This window comes from Rhizobium sp. PK7-22, assembly GCF_056530405.1.
In genome coordinates, this window is sequence record NZ_CP096514.1 from 3480957 (window position 1) to 3497951 (window position 16995).

17 protein-coding genes are annotated in these 16995 nt (G+C 63.8%); 3 read left to right on the top strand and 14 right to left on the bottom strand.

What is annotated here, in order from left to right; all coding sequences use genetic code 11:
* Positions 1–19: 19 nt before the first annotated feature.
* The 5 genes from M1E10_RS21850 to M1E10_RS21870 all read right to left on the bottom strand — a co-directional run bounded on the left by M1E10_RS21850 (position 20) and on the right by M1E10_RS21870 (position 4435).
* A complete protein-coding gene (locus M1E10_RS21850; protein ID WP_499174875.1) occupies positions 20–796 on the bottom strand; it encodes a MetQ/NlpA family ABC transporter substrate-binding protein in 777 nt (258 codons plus the stop codon).
* 31 nt (positions 797–827) lie between these two features.
* Positions 828–1496 (bottom strand): methionine ABC transporter permease, encoded by a 669-nt coding sequence (locus M1E10_RS21855; RefSeq protein WP_029616637.1) that lies wholly within the window; start codon positions 1494–1496, stop codon positions 828–830.
* On the bottom strand, positions 1486–2526 hold the full coding sequence (locus M1E10_RS21860; RefSeq protein WP_499177264.1) for a methionine ABC transporter ATP-binding protein: 1041 nt from the start codon (positions 2524–2526) through the stop codon (positions 1486–1488). Before M1E10_RS21860 ends, M1E10_RS21855 begins: the two co-directional genes overlap by 11 nt.
* A gap of 330 nt (positions 2527–2856) precedes the next feature.
* Complete coding sequence (locus tag M1E10_RS21865; protein WP_499174876.1) at positions 2857–3597, bottom strand: EAL domain-containing protein; 741 nt, start codon at positions 3595–3597, stop codon at positions 2857–2859.
* A gap of 199 nt (positions 3598–3796) precedes the next feature.
* On the bottom strand, positions 3797–4435 hold the full coding sequence (locus M1E10_RS21870) for an NAD(P)H-dependent oxidoreductase (RefSeq protein WP_499174877.1): 639 nt from the start codon (positions 4433–4435) through the stop codon (positions 3797–3799).
* A 160-nt stretch (positions 4436–4595) separates the two neighbouring features.
* Here M1E10_RS21870 and M1E10_RS21875 point away from each other — a divergent pair, with 160 nt between their 5' ends.
* Entirely contained in the window at positions 4596–4991 is a 396-nt protein-coding gene (locus M1E10_RS21875; RefSeq protein WP_499177265.1) for a winged helix-turn-helix transcriptional regulator, read from the top strand.
* A 38-nt stretch (positions 4992–5029) separates the two neighbouring features.
* On the opposite strand, the gene M1E10_RS21880 is transcribed toward M1E10_RS21875, so the two are convergent.
* The 8 genes from M1E10_RS21880 to M1E10_RS21915 form a co-directional block, all read right to left on the bottom strand.
* Positions 5030–6403: a beta-glucosidase gene (locus M1E10_RS21880; protein ID WP_499174878.1), complete on the bottom strand. Its 1374-nt coding sequence runs from the start codon at positions 6401–6403 to the stop codon at positions 5030–5032.
* Positions 6404–6514: 111 nt separating this feature from the next.
* Positions 6515–6664: a hypothetical protein gene (locus M1E10_RS21885; RefSeq protein WP_499174879.1), complete on the bottom strand. Its 150-nt coding sequence runs from the start codon at positions 6662–6664 to the stop codon at positions 6515–6517.
* A gap of 139 nt (positions 6665–6803) precedes the next feature.
* Complete coding sequence (locus M1E10_RS21890) at positions 6804–7991, bottom strand: Gfo/Idh/MocA family protein (RefSeq protein ID WP_499174880.1); 1188 nt, start codon at positions 7989–7991, stop codon at positions 6804–6806.
* Between the two features lie 196 nt (positions 7992–8187).
* Entirely contained in the window at positions 8188–9240 is a 1053-nt protein-coding gene (locus tag M1E10_RS21895; RefSeq protein WP_499174881.1) for a sugar phosphate isomerase/epimerase family protein, read from the bottom strand.
* Between the two features lie 146 nt (positions 9241–9386).
* Complete coding sequence (locus tag M1E10_RS21900; RefSeq protein WP_499174882.1) at positions 9387–10352, bottom strand: type 1 periplasmic-binding domain-containing protein; 966 nt, start codon at positions 10350–10352, stop codon at positions 9387–9389.
* 66 nt (positions 10353–10418) lie between these two features.
* On the bottom strand, positions 10419–11420 hold the full coding sequence (locus tag M1E10_RS21905) for an ABC transporter permease (protein WP_499174883.1): 1002 nt from the start codon (positions 11418–11420) through the stop codon (positions 10419–10421).
* Between the two features lie 3 nt (positions 11421–11423).
* Entirely contained in the window at positions 11424–12974 is a 1551-nt protein-coding gene (locus tag M1E10_RS21910; protein WP_499174884.1) for a sugar ABC transporter ATP-binding protein, read from the bottom strand.
* A 178-nt stretch (positions 12975–13152) separates the two neighbouring features.
* Positions 13153–14061 (bottom strand): LysR family transcriptional regulator, encoded by a 909-nt coding sequence (locus tag M1E10_RS21915; RefSeq protein WP_499174885.1) that lies wholly within the window; start codon positions 14059–14061, stop codon positions 13153–13155.
* Between the two features lie 113 nt (positions 14062–14174).
* On the opposite strand from M1E10_RS21915, the gene M1E10_RS21920 reads away from it, so the two are divergent.
* A complete protein-coding gene (locus M1E10_RS21920; protein WP_499174886.1) occupies positions 14175–15050 on the top strand; it encodes an aldo/keto reductase family oxidoreductase in 876 nt (291 codons plus the stop codon).
* 101 nt (positions 15051–15151) lie between these two features.
* A complete protein-coding gene (locus M1E10_RS21925; protein WP_499174887.1) occupies positions 15152–15499 on the top strand; it encodes a DUF6968 family protein in 348 nt (115 codons plus the stop codon).
* A gap of 58 nt (positions 15500–15557) precedes the next feature.
* Here M1E10_RS21925 and xylA read toward each other — a convergent pair whose 3' ends face one another.
* Positions 15558–16868 carry a xylose isomerase gene (xylA, locus tag M1E10_RS21930; RefSeq protein ID WP_499174888.1) on the bottom strand — a complete coding sequence of 437 codons (1311 nt, stop codon included), beginning with the start codon at positions 16866–16868 and terminating at the stop codon, positions 15558–15560.
* Positions 16869–16995 lie beyond the last annotated feature (127 nt).

Consider the following 16995-nt stretch of genomic DNA (forward strand, 5'->3'; position numbering starts at 1 on the left):
TGTTCGGTCGGGAAGGAGCTTACCAGCCGGTGACGACGGCGCCCTTGAACTCGTCGGCGATGAAGGCCTTGATCTCGTCGTTCTGGTAGGATTCCACCAGCGTCTTCACCCACGGCGCATCCTTGTCGGCGGAGCGGACGGCGATGACGTTGACGTAGGGAGCCTTCTCGCCTTCGATGGCGATCGAATCCGTCTTCGGGTTGAGGCCAGCTTCCAGCGCATAGTTGGTGTTGATGACGGCGGCGGCGACGTCATCCAGCGAACGCGGCAGCTGGGCAGCATCCAGCTCGACGATCTGGATGTTCTTCGGGTTCTCGGTGACGTCGGCGATGCCGACCTTGACGCCCTTGGCTTCATCGACCGAGATCACGCCCTTGTCGGCGAGCACCAGCAGCGCGCGGCCGCCGTTGGTCGGGTCGTTGGGGATCGAGACGGTGGCGCCGTCTTCCAGTTCCTCGAGGCTCTTCACCTTCTTGGAATAGACGCCCATCGGGAAGTTGACGTTCTTGGCGACGCTGACGAGGTCGAAGCCGCGGTCCGTCACCTGGTTGTCGAGATAGGGCTGGTGCTGGAACGAATTGGCGTTCAGCTCGCCGTCGTTGAGCGCCTGGTTCGGCACGACATAGTCGGAAAACTCGAGGATCTCGATGTCGAGACCCTTGGTCGCGGCCACTTCCTTGACCTTCTCCATGATCTGGGCGTGCGGGCCGGGGGTGACGCCGACCTTGATGGTTTCCGCAACGGCGGTGCCTGCGGCGAAGGCGGCGATGGCAGCCACCAGGATGAGCTTCTTCATGGGTATCTCCCTTTTGAGGTGTTGTGGTCTTCTAGTTCTTGCGGGTTTTCTTGTCGAAGCGGCGGGCCAGCGCGTCCCCGCTGCTCTGCACGGCCTGCACCAGCACGATCAGCACGACGACGACGGCGAGCATCACCTCCGGCATGAAGCGCTGATAGCCGTAGCGGATGCCGAGATCGCCGAGGCCACCGCCACCGACCGCGCCGACCATGGCCGAATAGCCGACGAGGCTGACGAGCGTCAGGGTCAGCGCCAGCGTCAGGCCGGGTTTCGCCTCGGCGAGCAGCACCTTGAAGACGATCTGCAGCGGCGTCGCACCCATGGCGCGGGCCGCCTCGATCAGCCCCTTGTCGACCTCGCGGATGGCCGATTCCGCCAGCCGCGCGACGAAGGGGATGGTCGCGATCGTCAGCGGCACGATGGCAGCCGACGTCCCGATCGACGTTCCCGCCACCAGCCGCGTGAACGGGATGATGGCGACGACGAGGATGATGAAGGGCGTCGAGCGGGTGGCGTTGACGATGGCGCCGACGATCTTGTTGACGGTCGGTGCCGGGAAGAGTTCGCCGCGGCCGCTGGTGGCGAGGAAAATGCCGATCGGCAGGCCGATCAGCGAGCCGATGACGCCGGCGACGGCCACCATGTGGACGGTCTGCAGGAGCGCCGTCCAGAGAAGCGAAATGAGCATGTCAGGCGCCATAGCCGAGCACCTCCGTCGTCAGGCCGGTCTGCTGATAGAAGCGGGCGGCCCGCTCCAGGGTTCCGGGATCGGCCGCATAGGAGACGACCAGCGATCCGAAGGGTTCGCCGGCAATCTCGTCGATCGCGCCGGCAAGGATGTTGAGGTCCGGGCCGATTTCGGCAACAAGCCGTGCCGTCAGCGGCTGGAAGGCGGTCTCGCCGAAGAAGACCAGCCGCACCAGGGCGCGGTCGCCCGGCGCCGGCTGCGGTTTCAGGTCCGCACGGATCCACTCCGGCAGCTTGGCGCCGATGGCGGCCGACAGGAGCGACTGGGTCGTCTCGTGCTGCGGCGCCGTAAAGATATCGAAGGTGCGGCCGCTCTCGACGATCCGGCCCTTGTCGATCACCGCCACCTGCGAGGCGATCGTCTTCACCACCTCCATCTCGTGGGTGATGAGGAGCACGGTCAGGCCGAGATCGCGGTTGATGTCCTTCAGGAGCTCGAGGATCGACTGCGTCGTTTCCGGGTCGAGCGCCGAGGTCGCCTCGTCCGAGAGCAGCAGCTTCGGCTCGGTGGCGAGTGCACGGGCAATGCCGATGCGCTGCTTCTGGCCGCCGGAGAGTTCCGCCGGATAGCGGTCGGCCTTGTCGCCGAGGCCGACCAGGTCGACGAGTGGCGCCACCCGGTCGCGGATCGCCTTGCGGTCCATGCCGGCGATCTCGAGCGGCAGCGCGATGTTGTCGAAGGCGGTGCGCGAGGAGAGAAGATTGAAGTGCTGGAAGATCATGCCGACCTGGCGGCGCAGGTCGCGAAGGCCGGTCTCGGCAAGCGTCCCGACCTCGATGCCATCGACGACGACACGGCCGGAGCTCGCCTTCTCCAGCCCGTTGACGAGGCGGATCAGCGTCGACTTGCCGGCGCCGGAGCGGCCGATTATGCCGGTGATGCCGCCGCGCGCGACCCTTAGGTCGACGCCGTCGAGCGCGGTGAAGGCCGGCTGGCCGTTGGCTCCGCCGAAGCGCTTGGTGACGGATTCGAACGCAACCATGCTGTCTGATGTCTGCGAGAGCGTCGTCTCCGCGCTGGTCATCGAAGGCCTCCCGGGGAGGCGTCACGGGCTCTGGATAGGTGGTGCATGGGATTCTCTTCAGTGAAAGCCCGCAAGGTGCGGAAGACGAAATGCGTCGTGAAGCGTCAGGCTCACATACACATTCGGACGGTGCGGGACCGCTCTAGCATCTTTGCTTTCAACTTTTCAAACCCCATTGGCGCGAACGACTTTCCATTGTCGGCCCATATGGCACCAGTCCAGGCGCCATTCCGAGGCATCAGTTTCCCATGATTTCCGCAAAAAGGAAAAATATATGCGCAGGCGCCGTCAGGCAGCCTGCAGCAGAGGTGGCGCGAACTGCTCGAACGCCGGGCGGCCCAGCAGGTAGCCCTGGATGAGGTTGACGCCCATGTCCCGCAGGACAGCCATTTCGGCAGTCGTCTCGATCCCTTCGCACACCACGGTGATCCCGAAGTCGGACAGCATCGCCAGCGTGTGTCTGACCACCGTCTGCTTCGCCGGATCGGTGTCGATGCCGCGGATCAGGTCCATGTCGAGCTTGACGATGTCCGGCTGGAACTGGGCCAGCAGGTTGAGGCCAGCGTATCCGGCACCGAAATCGTCGATGGCGGTCTTGAAGCCCATGTCCTTGTAGGTCTGGAGAATGTTCAGAAGATGCTTGCTGTCGACCTTCTCGCTTTCGGTAAACTCGAAGATGATGCGGTTGAGCGGGAAGCCGACACGCGCGGCCGCAGCAAGCGTCATGCGGATGCAGGCACGCGGTTCGTAGACGGCATTGGGCATGAAGTTGATCGACAGGTTCGTCGCCGGGTTCTGGCGCAGCACTGCCGCAAGCTCGATGGCCTTGGTCCGGCAGCGCTGGTCGAAGGCATAGCGGTTGGCATCGGTGACCTGCGAAAGAATGGTTCCGGCACCCTCCCCGTTCAGACCGCGCACCAGCGCCTCGTAGGCGAAGGCCTGACCGGTGCCCATGTCGACGATCGGCTGAAAAGCCATGGAGAAGGGGAGATCGAAGGCTTCACCGTCCCGGCATCCTGCGCACGTCATTCCGCAAACCTTTCCTTAGATAGAGGATCGATTATGCACAGGAGGGTGTTAAAAATCCGTCGTCGGCGAGAGGCCTGTTTTAGCAGTTATGCAAAAACCGCAGAGCCAACTTCCGGATGGATCTGATCGCAGACAGGCCCCGGTTTCACGAGGCCTGTCTGCGGCCGGCCTGGAGGCACCGGCACAGGTTTCCGGATCGTCAGGCGACGACGGAAACAAACTGTTCGTTCGGACGGCGCACCTTCTTCAGCGGCGCGAGCCAATCGCCTTCAGCGGCGCGGTAACCAAGCGGCAGGATCGTGACCGAGCGCAGACCCTTGTCGCGGAGACCGAGTATCGCGTCGAGCTTGTCGGCATCGAAGCCTTCCATCGGGGTCGCATCGACACCCTCGAAGGCGGCGGCGGCGACCGACATGCCAAAGCCAATGTAGGCCTGGCGTGCGGCATGCTGGAAGTTCGTTTCGGCATCACGCGGCGGGTAGAGGTTGAGGATCATCTGGCGGTAGTTTTCCCAGCCCTCGTTCTTGAAGCCCCGCTCGTCATTGACGAGGTCGAACATGTGGTTGATGCGTTCGACAGTGTAATTGTCCCAGGCGGCAAAAACGAGCAGATGCGATCCTTCAGTCACCTGAGCCTGGTTCCAGGCAATTTCCTGGATACGGGCGCGGACCTCCGGATTGGTCACGACGATCACCTCGAAGGGCTGCAACCCGCTGGAGGTGGGAGCAAGACGCGCCGCCTCGACAATGCGCTCGACCTTCTCCTCGGAAACGACCTTCGACGGGTCCATCTTTTTGGTCGCATAACGCCAGTTCAGCTTTTCAATGAGTGCGGACATGGTCTCGCTCCTGGTTGGACCGGCAAGCCACCATGACAGTTGGCACGCTCGGCAGGGTCTGGTATCGATTAATAACCAGGCCTAGATACGTAACCGCATGTTTTGTGCAAGAAGGCACATTTTCAATACTAGGTAACACCGAGTGAACGATTGGACCACCATGTGCGACAGCTATGACCCGATGAAATGCCAGACCGTCAGCGAGATGCTGGCGAGGCTGGGCGACAAATGGACGGTTCTGGTGATCATGATGCTCGGCGACACGCCGAAGCGCTTCTCCGATCTGAAACGATCGGTGGTCGGCATATCCCAGCGCATGCTGACTCTGACGCTCAGGGCGCTGGAACGAGACGGCATCGTCGAGCGCACGGTGCATCCAACCGTGCCGCCCAAGGTGGAATATGCACTGACTGATCTCGGCCGCTCTTTCGGTGAACCGATCCGGGCGCTGGGCGGCTGGGTCTTCACCCACCATGAGCACATCCAGTCGGCCCGTGTGGAATTCGACAGCCGCCAGGAAGCCGATGCCGGCATCAAGCTGGTCAAGCTCGGATAAGGTCCAGGTCGATAAGCAGGGCATGACGCCCTGCCCTCTCAGTCGGCCGTAGAATTGCCATTGGGGAATTCGAGCGCCAGATCGCGGTACCATTGGCCGCTCTTCTTCACCGTCCGCACCTGCGTCTCGTAATCCACATGCACGAGGCCGAAGCGCATGCGATAGCCTTCCGCCCATTCGAAATTGTCCATCAGGCTCCAGGCGAAATAGCCGCGCAGCGGATAGCCCTCATCGACGAGGTCGGCGCAGACCGAGATGTGGTCGGCGTAGTAGTCGAGGCGCGGTTGATCGTCGATCTCGCCGTTCTCGATGCCTATGTTGTAGCAGGCACCATTCTCGGTGACATACATTTCCGGCAGGTCGTAGCGGTCGTAGAGGTCGACGACGAGCGATTTCATCGCCGCCGGCCAGACCTCCCAGCCGATGTCCGTCACCGTCTCGCCGACGAAGGGCGCCGGCTTGGTGGCGGGAAATTCCGCGTCGTCGGCGGCATCGGCAGCAACGCGCATCGGCGTGTAGTAGTTGAGACCCCACCAGTCGAGCTTCTGGCTGATGGTGGCAAGATCGCCCTCCTCCACCTTCGGCATCCGGTCGCCGAGCGCATCCAGCAAGGAAGCCGGATACTGGCCCTTGAAGACCGGGCCGAAGAAGGCGCCATTGTGGAAATCGAAGGCGCGCTCGGCCGCGGCCTTGTCCTTTTCGCTGTCGGAGCCGGCGATGACGGAATGGGCGTTCAGTACCAGCCCGACCAGCACCCTGGGGCTGACGTCGCGGATCGCCTCGACGGCCAGTCCGTGGGCGAGATTGGTGTAGTGCATGGCATGCAGCGCCGCATCCATGTTGCGTTCACCCGGCGCATGGACGCCGTAGAGGTGGCTCAGCCAGACGGAGCACCAGGGCTCGTTGAAGGTCGCCACCGAATCCAGCCGGTCGCCGAGCCGGTCCATCACCACCTTGGCATAGCGCTGGAAGGCATAAGCCGTGGAACGGGCCGTCCACCCGCCGTCGCCCATCAGCGCCAGCGGCAGGTCCCAGTGGTAGAGCGTCGCAAACGTCTTGATGCCGCGCGCCTTGCAGCCGTCGACCAGCCGGTCGTAGAAATCGAGCCCAGGCTCGTTCACCCGCCCCGTGCCTTCGGGAATGATCCGCGGCCAGGCGATGGAGAAGCGATAGGCGGAGACGCCCATCTCCTTGATCAGATCGAGGTCGTCTTCCAGCCGATGGTAGTGATCGCAGGCGACATCGCCATTGTGGCGGCCGAAGACGCGCCCGGGCATGTTGGAAAAGGCGTCCCAGATGGACGGCTTGCGGCCATCCTCCTTCGTCGCCCCTTCGATCTGGAAGGCGGCGGTCGCGACGCCGAAGGTGAAGTCGGCGGGAAAGCGGCTGGCGAGGATCTTGGTGTCGGTCATGGAGGGACCCGTGTCGTTTGGGAAAAGGACAGGCTGTCGTCTACGGCCGTTCACCCGGACCGCGGGCAATCAGGCCGGCATCGGCAATCCGATGACGGCCTGCAAAAACTCTTAGTTTTCTTCGACGGAGACGCCGCCTTCGCCGATCTTGATCTCGACGCCCGAGGGCTCGGATTCTTCCTGGTAGACATAGATGCCGAGCCCGATCACGGCGACGACGAGCGCCCCGATGATCATGTAGAGGCCACTTCTGTTGTTCATTCCCTGCCGCCTTTGATGCGATAAAATCGACGGCTAGCTAGTGCTCCGTCGTTCGTTCGGCAATAGCGACATTTGGGGGGAGCGCAAAGGAAGACGTGAGGAGCCCCGGACCGGGCTCCTCACAAGAGACAAACACGATTTACAGCTTTACCCAGGCGCCGTTTTGCTTCGACGAGGCGACGCAGGCCTCGACGAAGGTGACGCCCTTCACGCCGTCGTCGACGGTCGGGTAGATGACCGCCTTGTCGAGCGACACGCCCTTTTTCGCGGCGTTGATGGCGTGGGCGGCTTCCGTGTAAATCGTCGCGAAGGCTTCCAGATAACCTTCAGGATGACCGGACGGGATGCGGCTGACGCGGCCGGCGGCTGCACCTGCACCGGCGCCGTTGCGGGTGATCAGACGCTTCGATTCCCCGAAAGGCGTAAACCACAGATAGTTGGGGTCGGCCTGCACCCATTCGATGCCGCCCCTGGTGCCGTAGACGCGGATCTTCAGACCGTTCTCGTGGCCGGGCGCCACCTGGCTGCACCAGAGCATGCCCTTGGCCGGCTTTTCACTGCCCTTGGCGGCAAAGCGCAGCATGACATGGGCATTGTCATCCAGCCGGCGGCCTTCGACGAAGCTGTCGAGATCGGCTGCGAGACTGTCGAGCGTTAGGCCGGTGATGAAGCAGGCGAGGTTATAGGCATGGGTGCCGATATCGCCGGTCGAACCGCCGGCGCCCGATTGAGCCGGATCGGTGCGCCAGACCGCCTGCTTGGCGCCGGTCTGCTCGACCGCCTCCGTCAGCCAGTCCTGCGGATATTCCACCTGCACGAGGCGCAGCGTGCCGAGATCACCGTTCTCGACCATTTCGCGCGCCTGGCGAACCATCGGATAGCCGGTGTAGTTGTGGGTCAGGATGAAGAGCGCCTTCGCCTTGTCGGCAACCTCTTTCAGGGCCTTTGCATCCTCCAGATTGGAGGTCAGCGGCTTGTCGCAGATGACGTGAATGCCCTTTTCGAGAAAGGCCTTGGCGGCCTCGAAATGCACGTGGTTCGGCGTCACGATCGACACCGCCTCGATACCATCGGGACGCGCCGATTCCTTCTCCGCCATCTCCTGATAGGAGCCATAGGTGCGCTCCGGGTCGAGGCCGAGGTCACGGCCCGAGGCCATCGCCTTGTCCGGCGTCGAGGACAGCGCCCCGGCCACCAGATCGAACTGGTCGTCCAGCCGGGCCGCCATGCGGTGCACCGCGCCGATAAAGGCGCCTGCGCCACCGCCCACCATACCGAGCCGGATCTTCGGCTCGCGCGCCTGTTCGTCCTTGCCTTCGATCGCCATACAGATTCTCCTTAATTTAATGGCGGCGCTCCACCCCCCTCTGTCACTCTCGTGACATCTCCCCCACAAGGGGGGAGATCAACCGCAGATGCCGTGCCTCAAAAAGACGATCGGGGCGAAGCTGTGCTCCATCCGATCTCCCCCCTTGTGGGGGAGATGCCCGGCAGGGCAGAGGGGGGTACCGCACCGTACCGTTTCAGATCCCCAGCATCCGCCGGTTGGCCGCATCGTCCGTGCCGCCGGCGGCGAAATCGTCGAACGCCTTCTCCGTCACGCGGATGATGTGGTGCTTGACGAACTCGGCGCCTTCGCGCGCCCCGTCCTCGGAGTTCTTCAGCGCGCATTCCCACTCGACCACGGCCCAGCCGTCGAAGTCGTTGGCCGTGAGCTTGGAGAAGACGGCGCCGAAATCCACCTGACCGTCGCCGAGCGACCGGAAGCGGCCGGCGCGGCCGACCCAGCCCTGGTAGCCGCCATAGACGCCCTGCCGGCCGGTCGGATTGAACTCCGCGTCCTTGACGTGGAACATCTTGATCCGGTCCTTGTAGATGTCGATGTTCTCCAGGTAGTCGAGGCACTGCAGGACGTAGTGCGAGGGGTCGTAGAGCATGTTGGCGCGCGGGTGGTTCTTCACCCGCTCCAGGAACATCTCGAAGGTGACGCCGTCATGCAGGTCCTCGCCCGGATGGATCTCGTAGCAGACATCGACGCCGCACGAGTCGGCGTGGTCGAGGATCGGCGTCCAGCGGCGCGCGAGTTCGTCGAAGGCAGTTTCCACGAGGCCGGCGGGACGCTGCGGCCAGGGGTAGATATAGGGCCAGGCGAGTGCGCCGGAAAACGTCGCATGCGCCTTGATGCCGAGGTGTCTGGAGGCCGACAGCGCCATCTTCACCTGTTCGACGGCCCATGCCTGGCGGGCCTTCGGGTTGCCACGCACTTCCGGTACCGCAAACCCGTCGAAGGCTTCGTCATAGGCCGGATGGACGGCGACCAGCTGCCCCTGAAGGTGGGTGGAGAGCTCGGTGACCTCGATGCCGTTCTGGCGTGCGACGCCCGCAAACTCGTCGCAGTAATCCTTGGATTCAGAGGCCTTCTTCAGGTCGATGAGCTGGGAGGCCCAGGTCGGGACCTGCACGCCGATGTAACCCTTCTCGGCGGCCCATTTGGTGATCCCGTCCCAGGAATCGAACGGCGCTTCGTCGCCCGCGAACTGGCCGAGGAAAATGGCCGGTCCCTTGATCGTCTTCATGAGCTTGCTCCTTGAAAAGTTTGTTTGGCAGGAAGCCCCCTCACCTGCCTCCGCTTCGCCTGGTCGCGGAGATTATCCTTCTCCCCGTAGGGAGAAGGTGGTCCGAAGGACCGGATGAGGGGGGTTCCCATTATCAGCCCGACTGATCAGAACGGCGAATCCGGGAAGTAGAACTGCTCGGCATTGTCCTTGGTGACGAGCGTCGCATCCAGGATATACTCGCCGCTGACCGGGATCTGGTCGTAGAGGCTGTCGGCCGTCAGCTGCATCGCGGTGGCGATCATTGCCGGCGGATAGAGCACGTCGACCGGCACCATCTTGTCGCCGTCCATGACGCGCTTGACCATGTCCTTGGAGCCCGCACCGCCGACGACATACTGGATGTCGGTGCGGCCGGCCTGTTCGATGGCTTCCAGAACGCCGACGACCATGTCGTCGTCCTGCGCCCAGATCACGTCGATCTCCGGATATTTCGTCAGATAGTCCTGGGTGACGCGGAAGGCGTCGTCGCGGTTCCAGTTGCCGTACTGGCGTTCCAGGATCTCGACGTTGGAGCCTTCGATGCCCTGGTCGAAGCCGTCCTGGCGCTGCTGGTCGATCGGGATCGGCAGGCCGCGGATGATGGCGACCTTGGCGTCCGGCGTCGTTTCGGCGATGTATTCGCCGGCGACGCGGCCGAGCGCCGGGTTGTTGCCGGCGACATAGAGATCACGCACGCCGTTGTCGTTGTTGGACGGCGCCCGGTCCACGAGCGCGACGAAGGTGCCGGCATCCTTGACCTGCTGGATGGCGTTGACGAGCGGATCCGGATCGGTCGGCAGGATCACCAGTGCGTCGATACCCTGCACGGCAAGATCCTGCACGGCGTTCGCCTGGGTTGCCGGATCAGCGGATGTCTTGACCAACACGGTCAGCCCCGGATGCTCCTCCATCAGGAGCTTGGCGACGCGCTCGGCGTGATAGACGACGCCCGCCGTCCAGCCGTGGTCGGCTGCGGGGATCGAGACCCCGATGGTGACCTTCTTTTCCTCCTGCGTCCAGCCGAGGCTGGGACCCATGGCGACCGAAGCCGCAAGTGCTGCAACGGCAAGCCCGAATGTTCTTCTGCGCATGTTTCTCTCTCCCAAGTTCGGGTCTTTCCTCCCAGCCGGACACGACCCTTGACGCCCGGCTGTTTCTCACGACCGTCGTGACAGCGAACGCTGCACGAGCATGGCGATGATGATGATGGCACCCTGGATGGCGCCGATCAGATATTCGCTGACGAAGTTCGACAGGATCATGATGTTGCCGACGATCTCCAGGATGAAGGCGCCGCAGACCGTGCCCCAGATGCGCCCGACGCCGCCCCTGAGCGCCGTGCCGCCGACGACGACGGCGGTGATCGCCTGCAGTTCCCAGAGGATGCCGGTGGTGGCCGAGGTCGAACCGAGGCGCGGCACGTAGAGGAGCACGGCGATCGCCACGCAGAGACCCTGCACCACGTAGGCGATGGTGCGCACGCGCTTGACCGAGATGCCGGAATAGCGCGCCACGTCCTCGTTGGAACCGACGGCGATCAGGTGGCGGCCGTAGCGGGTGCGGTAGAGCACGAAGGCGGCGATCGCGGCTGTCACGAAGATCGCGATGATCGGCACGGGCACGCCCAGCACCTCGCCGAAATAGACCGGCCGGTAGAGCGCCTGCAGCTCGCGGTCGCGCAGCGTGATCGCACCGCCCTGGCTGAGCCAGGTGGTGAGCCCCCGGTAGATGCCCATGGTGCCGAGTGTGGCGATGAAGGGCTCGATCTCGCCGACGGTGGTGATCAGGCCGTTGAAGAGACCGCAGGCCGCGCCGATGGCCAGCGCCAGCGCCATGCCGGCAATCAGCATCAGCAGCGGATCGGCGATCACCCCTGAATTCATGAACAGGATCATCAGGCTGGCGACGAAGGCGACCATCGCCCCGACCGACAGGTCGAGCCCGCCCGAGGAGATCACATAGGTCGCGCCGAGCGCAATGATGGCGATGAAGGCGCTGCGGGTGATGACGTTGGAGATGTTGGCGACGGAGATGAAGTTGTCGTTGGCCAGTGCGCCGAGCACCAGCAGCAGGGCGAGCGCGATGAAGGGCGCCACGGCCCGCAGGTCCCAGTCGCGCGACGTCTTCGGCTTGGCCGTATCGGATGCGGCAGTGTTCATGGCTCAGGCTGCCTCCCCGGACGTCATTCCGGGGTTTACCCCGGTCGCCAGCACCACGATGTCATTCTCGGTCATGCGCTCTCCCGTCACCTCGCCGACAATCTCCCCCGAGCGCATCACCAGAATGCGGTCGCAGATGCCGATCAGCTCCGGCATTTCGGAGGAGACGACGATGATCGACCGTCCCTCCTCCGCCAGCCGGGCAATGAATTTGTAGATCTGCTCCTTGGTGCCGATGTCGATGCCGCGCGTCGGCTCGTCGATGATGACGATGGACGGATCGAGCAGCATCATCTTGGCGATCAGAAGCTTCTGCTGGTTGCCGCCCGACAGCTGGCCGGCCAGCAGATCCTTGCGGCCGGTGCGGATGTCGAATTCGGCGATGGCCGCGTCGAGCGCCTCGCTTTCGCGCTTGCGGTCGATCTGCAGGCCGCGCACGAAGGTGCCGATCGAGGCGAGCGTCAGGTTCGTCGCGAGATCCTTCAGAAGCAGCAGACCCTTGCCCTTGCGGTCCTCCGACAGATAGGCGATGCCGGCTTTCAGGCTTGCCTGCGCATCGGCAAACCGCACCGATTGACCGAGGTGGCGAACCGTCCCGCTGCCGCGGCGAAGCCCCACCACGCCCTCCATCAGTTCCGTGCGACCGGCGCCGACGAGACCGGCAAAGCCGAGGATCTCGCCCTTGCGCAGGTGAAAGCTTGCATGTCTCGCATAGCCCGGAACAGTGAAATCCTCGACCTCCAGGACCTTGTCCTGCACCGCCGCGGCCTGCCGGTCCGGATAGAGCTTGCTGACGTCGCGGCCGACCATCAGCCGCGCCATGTCGGCCGGCTCGATTTCGGACACATCATGGGTGGCGACGACATGACCGTCGCGCAACACCGTGACCCGGTCGGCGATCTCCTTCACCTCAGGCAGCCGGTGGGAGATATAGAGGATGCCGACGCCCTTGGCGCGGATATCGGTGATGACCTTCAGCAGCGCCTCGGTCTCGAACGGCGTCAGCGAGGCCGTCGGCTCGTCGAAGATGACGACGCGGTGGGGCACCAGCAGCACGCGGGCGATCTGCACCAGCTGGCGCTGCGCGATCGACAGCCGCCCGACGATCGCCTTCGGATCGATCTCGGAGCCGAGGTCGGCAAGAGCCCGCGCCGCCCCCTCGTTCATCGCCCGGTCGTCCACCGTCAGCCCCTTCGGGAGCTCGCGGCCGAGATAGATGTTCTGCGCCACCGTCAGGTCCGGCGCGAGCAGGATCTCCTGGTGCACGAGAACGATGCCGCGATGCTCGGCGTCGACAGGACCGGAAAACTGCACGGGCTCGCCGTCGATCAGAATCTCGCCGCGCGTCGGCGCATGGTTGCCGGCGAGGATCTTCATCAGCGTCGACTTGCCGGCGCCGTTCTCGCCGATGATGGCGTGAACCTCGCCCGGCCGCACGGTCAGGCCGACATCATGCAGGACCTCGACGGGGCCGAAACTCTTGGAAAGGCCGCGGGCCTCGAGAAGCGCAGGCGCCGGATCGCCAGCTATCGTGCCGGAAGACGCGCCGATCATCGACAAACACCCGTTGCCGAGGCTGTTGAAGCCATGCCTGCGCTGAAGACGCAGGTCTCCCTTGTCTGTGATCGATGCACCTGAACTTCCTCCCGATTTCAGGCTAAACAAGATTCTGAGGTACGTAAAGCAGGTTTGCGTGGATAAACATGTCTTTGCCTCGCCGATCACGAGCCCGTCATCGGTCGAAGGGGTTGGACCTGACAAAATCGAGGAATGCGCGAAGCGGCGCGGGCACCAGTCGGCGGCCGGGATAATAGAGGAAGGGCCCGGGAAATCGCTGCCACCAGGGTTTCAGCACCGGCTCCAGTGCGCCGCTTTCAAGGTGAGGCAGCAGCCAGTCTTCGAACAGGCCGATGATGCCGGTGCCCGCAACCGCCGCGTCCACGGCCAGATCGATGGCACCACCCGCCTGAACGATCAGCGGCCCCTTTGGATCGACGAAGATCACCTCGCCGTCACGTTCGAGCTCCCATTCCGGCACGCGGCCGCTGGGAAAGCGGTGGCGGATGCAGGCGTGCTCAAGGAGATCACGAGGATGTTCAGGGCGGCCATGGCGATCGAGATAGGCGGGCGCCGCCGCAAAGGCATAGCTTTGTGTCCGTGGTCCGATCGGTACGGCGATCATGTCCTGCTCCAGTCGCTCTCCATAGCGGATGCCCGCATCGCAGCCGGCGGCGAGCACGTCGACGAAGCTCTCGTCGGTCATGATCTCCAGCCGGATGTCGGGATAGGCGGCCAGAAACGCAGGCACGATTTGCGGCAGCACGAGGCGCGCCGCGCTGGCGGGAACGTTCAGCCGCAAGGTCCCCGCCGGCCGGTCCCGGAAGCCGTTGACGACATCGAGCGCCGCTTCCACCTCGCTGAGCGCCGGCGTCAGCCGCAACAGCAGGCTCTCGCCCGCCTCGGTTGGCGCCACGCTGCGGGTCGTGCGGTTGAGAAGCCGGACGCCGAGCTGCGTCTCCAGGCGTCGCACGGCTTCGCTCAGCGCCGACGGACTGGCGCCGCTTGCCCGCGCACCTTCCCGAAATCCTTTCGCACGCGCGACGATGACGAAAGCATTCAGATCTCCAAGATCAATCGCCATTGTTCGCCTTTCCGCACAAGCCGTGCAGACTGTACGGGATTATCGAAAGAAAGAACAGGGGCTATCTCCGCGGTCACCACCACTTCACCGGGATCTTCAAAAGGAGAGACAGCATGACCGACATTCAGAAATCGGGCACCTTCCAACTTGGCGGTCGCTCCGTCAAACGCCTCGGCTACGGCGCCATGCAGCTGGCCGGGCCCGGCGTCTTCGGGCCGCCAAAGGACCGCGATGCGGCAATCGCCGTCCTGCGCGCCGCAGTCGAAGCGGGCGTCGACCATATCGATACCAGCGATTTCTATGGCCCGCACATCACCAACCAGATCATCCGCGAGGCCCTGCATCCCTATTCGGACGACCTGACGATCGTCACCAAGATCGGCGCCATGCGCGGCGACGACGGTTCCTGGAACCCGGCCTTCTCGCGGGACGAGCTGACGCAGGCGGTGCATGACAACCTGCGCAATCTGGGGCTGGAGACGATCGACGTCGTCAATCTGCGCGCCATGTTCGATATCCACGGTCCGGCCGAAGGCTCGGTTGAAGAGCCGCTGACCGTGCTGGCCGAACTGCAGCAGCAGGGCTTGATCCGTCACATCGGCCTCAGCAACGTCACCGCGAAGCAGATCGAGGACGGACGCAGGATCTGCGACATCGTCTGCGTGCAGAACATGTACAATGTCGCACACCGCGCCGACGATGCCATGATCGACGCGCTGGCGGACGACGGCATCGCCTATGTGCCGTTCTTCCCGCTCGGCGGCTTCTCGCCACTGCAATCGGCAACGCTGTCGGATGTTGCAGCACAGCTGGACGCGACGCCGATGCAGGTGGCGCTTGCCTGGCTGCTGCAGCGTTCGCGAAACATCCTGCTGATCCCCGGCACCTCCTCGGTCGCCCATCTGCTTGAAAACCTGGCGGCCGCGGACCTGACGCTGTCGGACGACACTGTGCGGAGGCTCGACGGCATCGCCGGCGCAGCCGCCTGATCGAGGTGCGGGCAGATTGAACGGCCTTGCATCGGGCAGCATAATCGCCGAAGGCTTCTCCAAGCGGCAGCCGCTGCCCGATGTTCATGATGGAGATCCGGATGGACCAGTCGTTTTTCGTCGAACGAAGCTTCGACCTTGATGGCTTGCCCCTCGTTGTCCGCTTCCAGGTGCCCGAAAAGGCACCCGGCGGGGAGTTTCGGTGCCGGTGGTCGATCGGCTGGCCGGACGGCGAATATCGTGGCGATACCGCTGGCGAGGATGGTGTCCAGGCACTCATGCTCGCCATGCAGTGCGCCCATCATGACCTTCTCGAGAGCACCGCATACAAGTCGGGCAAGCTGACGCTCTGGGGACAGTCCGATCTCGACCTTCCGCCGGACTGGGCGACGGGACCGCTCTACCAGATTCCTGCACCGCCAGGCAGCAAGCCGCCGGATATGGATTAGGCTGAAGAAACAAAAACCGGGGCGCCCTTGCACCCCGGTTCCCGTATTTGACGCACCCTCAGACGTAGCGGTTGACGACGTTCTCCAGGTATTCCTGGCGACCGGAGCGCGGCTCCGGGTTGACGTTGTCGCGCTCGACGCGGGCGGTGATATCTTCCAGCGTGTATTCGCCGCGGAGCATCTTCTGCGCCTCGGCGCTGTCCCAGCCGGCGTAGCGCTCGGCGAGCGGCGCCGACAGGGCCTTCTCCTCGATCATCTTCGCCGCAGCCTTCAGGCCGCGGGCGCAGCAGTCCATGCCGCCGATGTGACCGTGCAGCAGGTCTGCCGGATCGAGCGACTGGCGACGCAGCTTGGCATCGAAGTTCGTGCCGCCGGTGGTGAAGCCGCCGTTCTGCAGGACCTGGTAATAGGCCAGCGCCATTTCCGGGACGTTGTTCGGGAACTGGTCGGTATCCCAGCCGGACTGGTAGTCGTTGCGGTTCATATCGATGGAGCCGAGGATGCCGAGCGCGCCGGCGAGCGCCAGCTCGTGCTCGAAGGTGTGGCCGGCGAGGATCGCATGGCCCTGCTCGATGTTCATCTTCACCTCGTTCTCAAGGCCGTACTTCTTCAGGAAGCCGTAGACCGTGCCGACGTCGTAGTCATACTGGTGCTTCGTCGGCTCCTGCGGCTTCGGCTCCACCAGGATGGTGCCCTTGAAGCCGATCTTGTGCTTGTACTCGACGACCATGCTGAGCATCCGGCCCATCTGGTCGAGTTCGCGCTTCAGATCGGTGTTGAGAAGCGTCTCGTAGCCCTCACGACCGCCCCAGAGGACATAGTTCTCACCGCCGAGCTTCATGGTCGCATCCATGCAGGTCTTGATGGTGGCGGCCGAATAGGCAAACACGTCCGGATCGGGATTGGTCGATGCACCCGACATGAAACGGCGGTTGGAGAAGAGGTTGGCCGTGCCCCAGAGCAGCTTGACGCCCGTCTCCTGCTGCTTCTGCGCAAAGTAGTCGACGATCTCGTTCAGGTTCTTCGTGTTCTCGGCAAACGAATTGCCCTCCGGCCGCACGTCCGCGTCATGGAAGCAATAGTAGGGCGCGCCGATCAGGCTGAACATCTCGAAGGCGACATCGGCCTTGAGCTTCGCCTTGCCCATGTCGTCGCCGTACCAGGGCCGGTCGAATGTGCGCCCGCCGAAGGGATCGCTGCCCTCCCAGGCGAACGTGTGCCAATAGGCGATGGCAAACCGCAGATGGTCCTCCATCCGCTTGCCGGCGACCATTTCGTCCGGGTTGTAGTGGCGGAAGGCCAGCGGATTGGTGCTGTCCGGCCCCTCGTATTTGATCTTCTGGATGTCTCCGAAAAAGCCTGTCGTCATGGGTGTGTCCTCCTTGGATTGTGGATAGTGTTTGGATGGCGGGATCAGCGGGCTTCGCCCCCTCACCCTGCCCTCTCCCCGCAGGGGAGAGGGGGACGTCGGCGCTTGCCGCGTGTCTCTTCTCCCC

Coding starts and splice junctions, on each gene's coding strand:
- M1E10_RS21850 (WP_499174875.1), bottom strand. CDS start 796: ATGAAGAAGCTCATCCTGGTGGCTGCCATCGCCGCCTTCGCCGCAGGC.
- M1E10_RS21855 (WP_029616637.1), bottom strand. CDS start 1,496: ATGGCGCCTGACATGCTCATTTCGCTTCTCTGGACGGCGCTCCTGCAG.
- M1E10_RS21860 (WP_499177264.1), bottom strand. CDS start 2,526: ATGGTTGCGTTCGAATCCGTCACCAAGCGCTTCGGCGGAGCCAACGGC.
- M1E10_RS21865 (WP_499174876.1), bottom strand. CDS start 3,597: ATGACGTGCGCAGGATGCCGGGACGGTGAAGCCTTCGATCTCCCCTTC.
- M1E10_RS21870 (WP_499174877.1), bottom strand. CDS start 4,435: ATGTCCGCACTCATTGAAAAGCTGAACTGGCGTTATGCGACCAAAAAG.
- M1E10_RS21875 (WP_499177265.1), top strand. CDS start 4,596: ATGTGCGACAGCTATGACCCGATGAAATGCCAGACCGTCAGCGAGATG.
- M1E10_RS21880 (WP_499174878.1), bottom strand. CDS start 6,403: ATGACCGACACCAAGATCCTCGCCAGCCGCTTTCCCGCCGACTTCACC.
- M1E10_RS21885 (WP_499174879.1), bottom strand. CDS start 6,664: ATGAACAACAGAAGTGGCCTCTACATGATCATCGGGGCGCTCGTCGTC.
- M1E10_RS21890 (WP_499174880.1), bottom strand. CDS start 7,991: ATGGCGATCGAAGGCAAGGACGAACAGGCGCGCGAGCCGAAGATCCGG.
- M1E10_RS21895 (WP_499174881.1), bottom strand. CDS start 9,240: ATGAAGACGATCAAGGGACCGGCCATTTTCCTCGGCCAGTTCGCGGGC.
- M1E10_RS21900 (WP_499174882.1), bottom strand. CDS start 10,352: ATGCGCAGAAGAACATTCGGGCTTGCCGTTGCAGCACTTGCGGCTTCG.
- M1E10_RS21905 (WP_499174883.1), bottom strand. CDS start 11,420: ATGAACACTGCCGCATCCGATACGGCCAAGCCGAAGACGTCGCGCGAC.
- M1E10_RS21910 (WP_499174884.1), bottom strand. CDS start 12,974: ATGATCGGCGCGTCTTCCGGCACGATAGCTGGCGATCCGGCGCCTGCG.
- M1E10_RS21915 (WP_499174885.1), bottom strand. CDS start 14,061: ATGGCGATTGATCTTGGAGATCTGAATGCTTTCGTCATCGTCGCGCGT.
- M1E10_RS21920 (WP_499174886.1), top strand. CDS start 14,175: ATGACCGACATTCAGAAATCGGGCACCTTCCAACTTGGCGGTCGCTCC.
- M1E10_RS21925 (WP_499174887.1), top strand. CDS start 15,152: ATGGACCAGTCGTTTTTCGTCGAACGAAGCTTCGACCTTGATGGCTTG.
- xylA (WP_499174888.1), bottom strand. CDS start 16,868: ATGACGACAGGCTTTTTCGGAGACATCCAGAAGATCAAATACGAGGGG.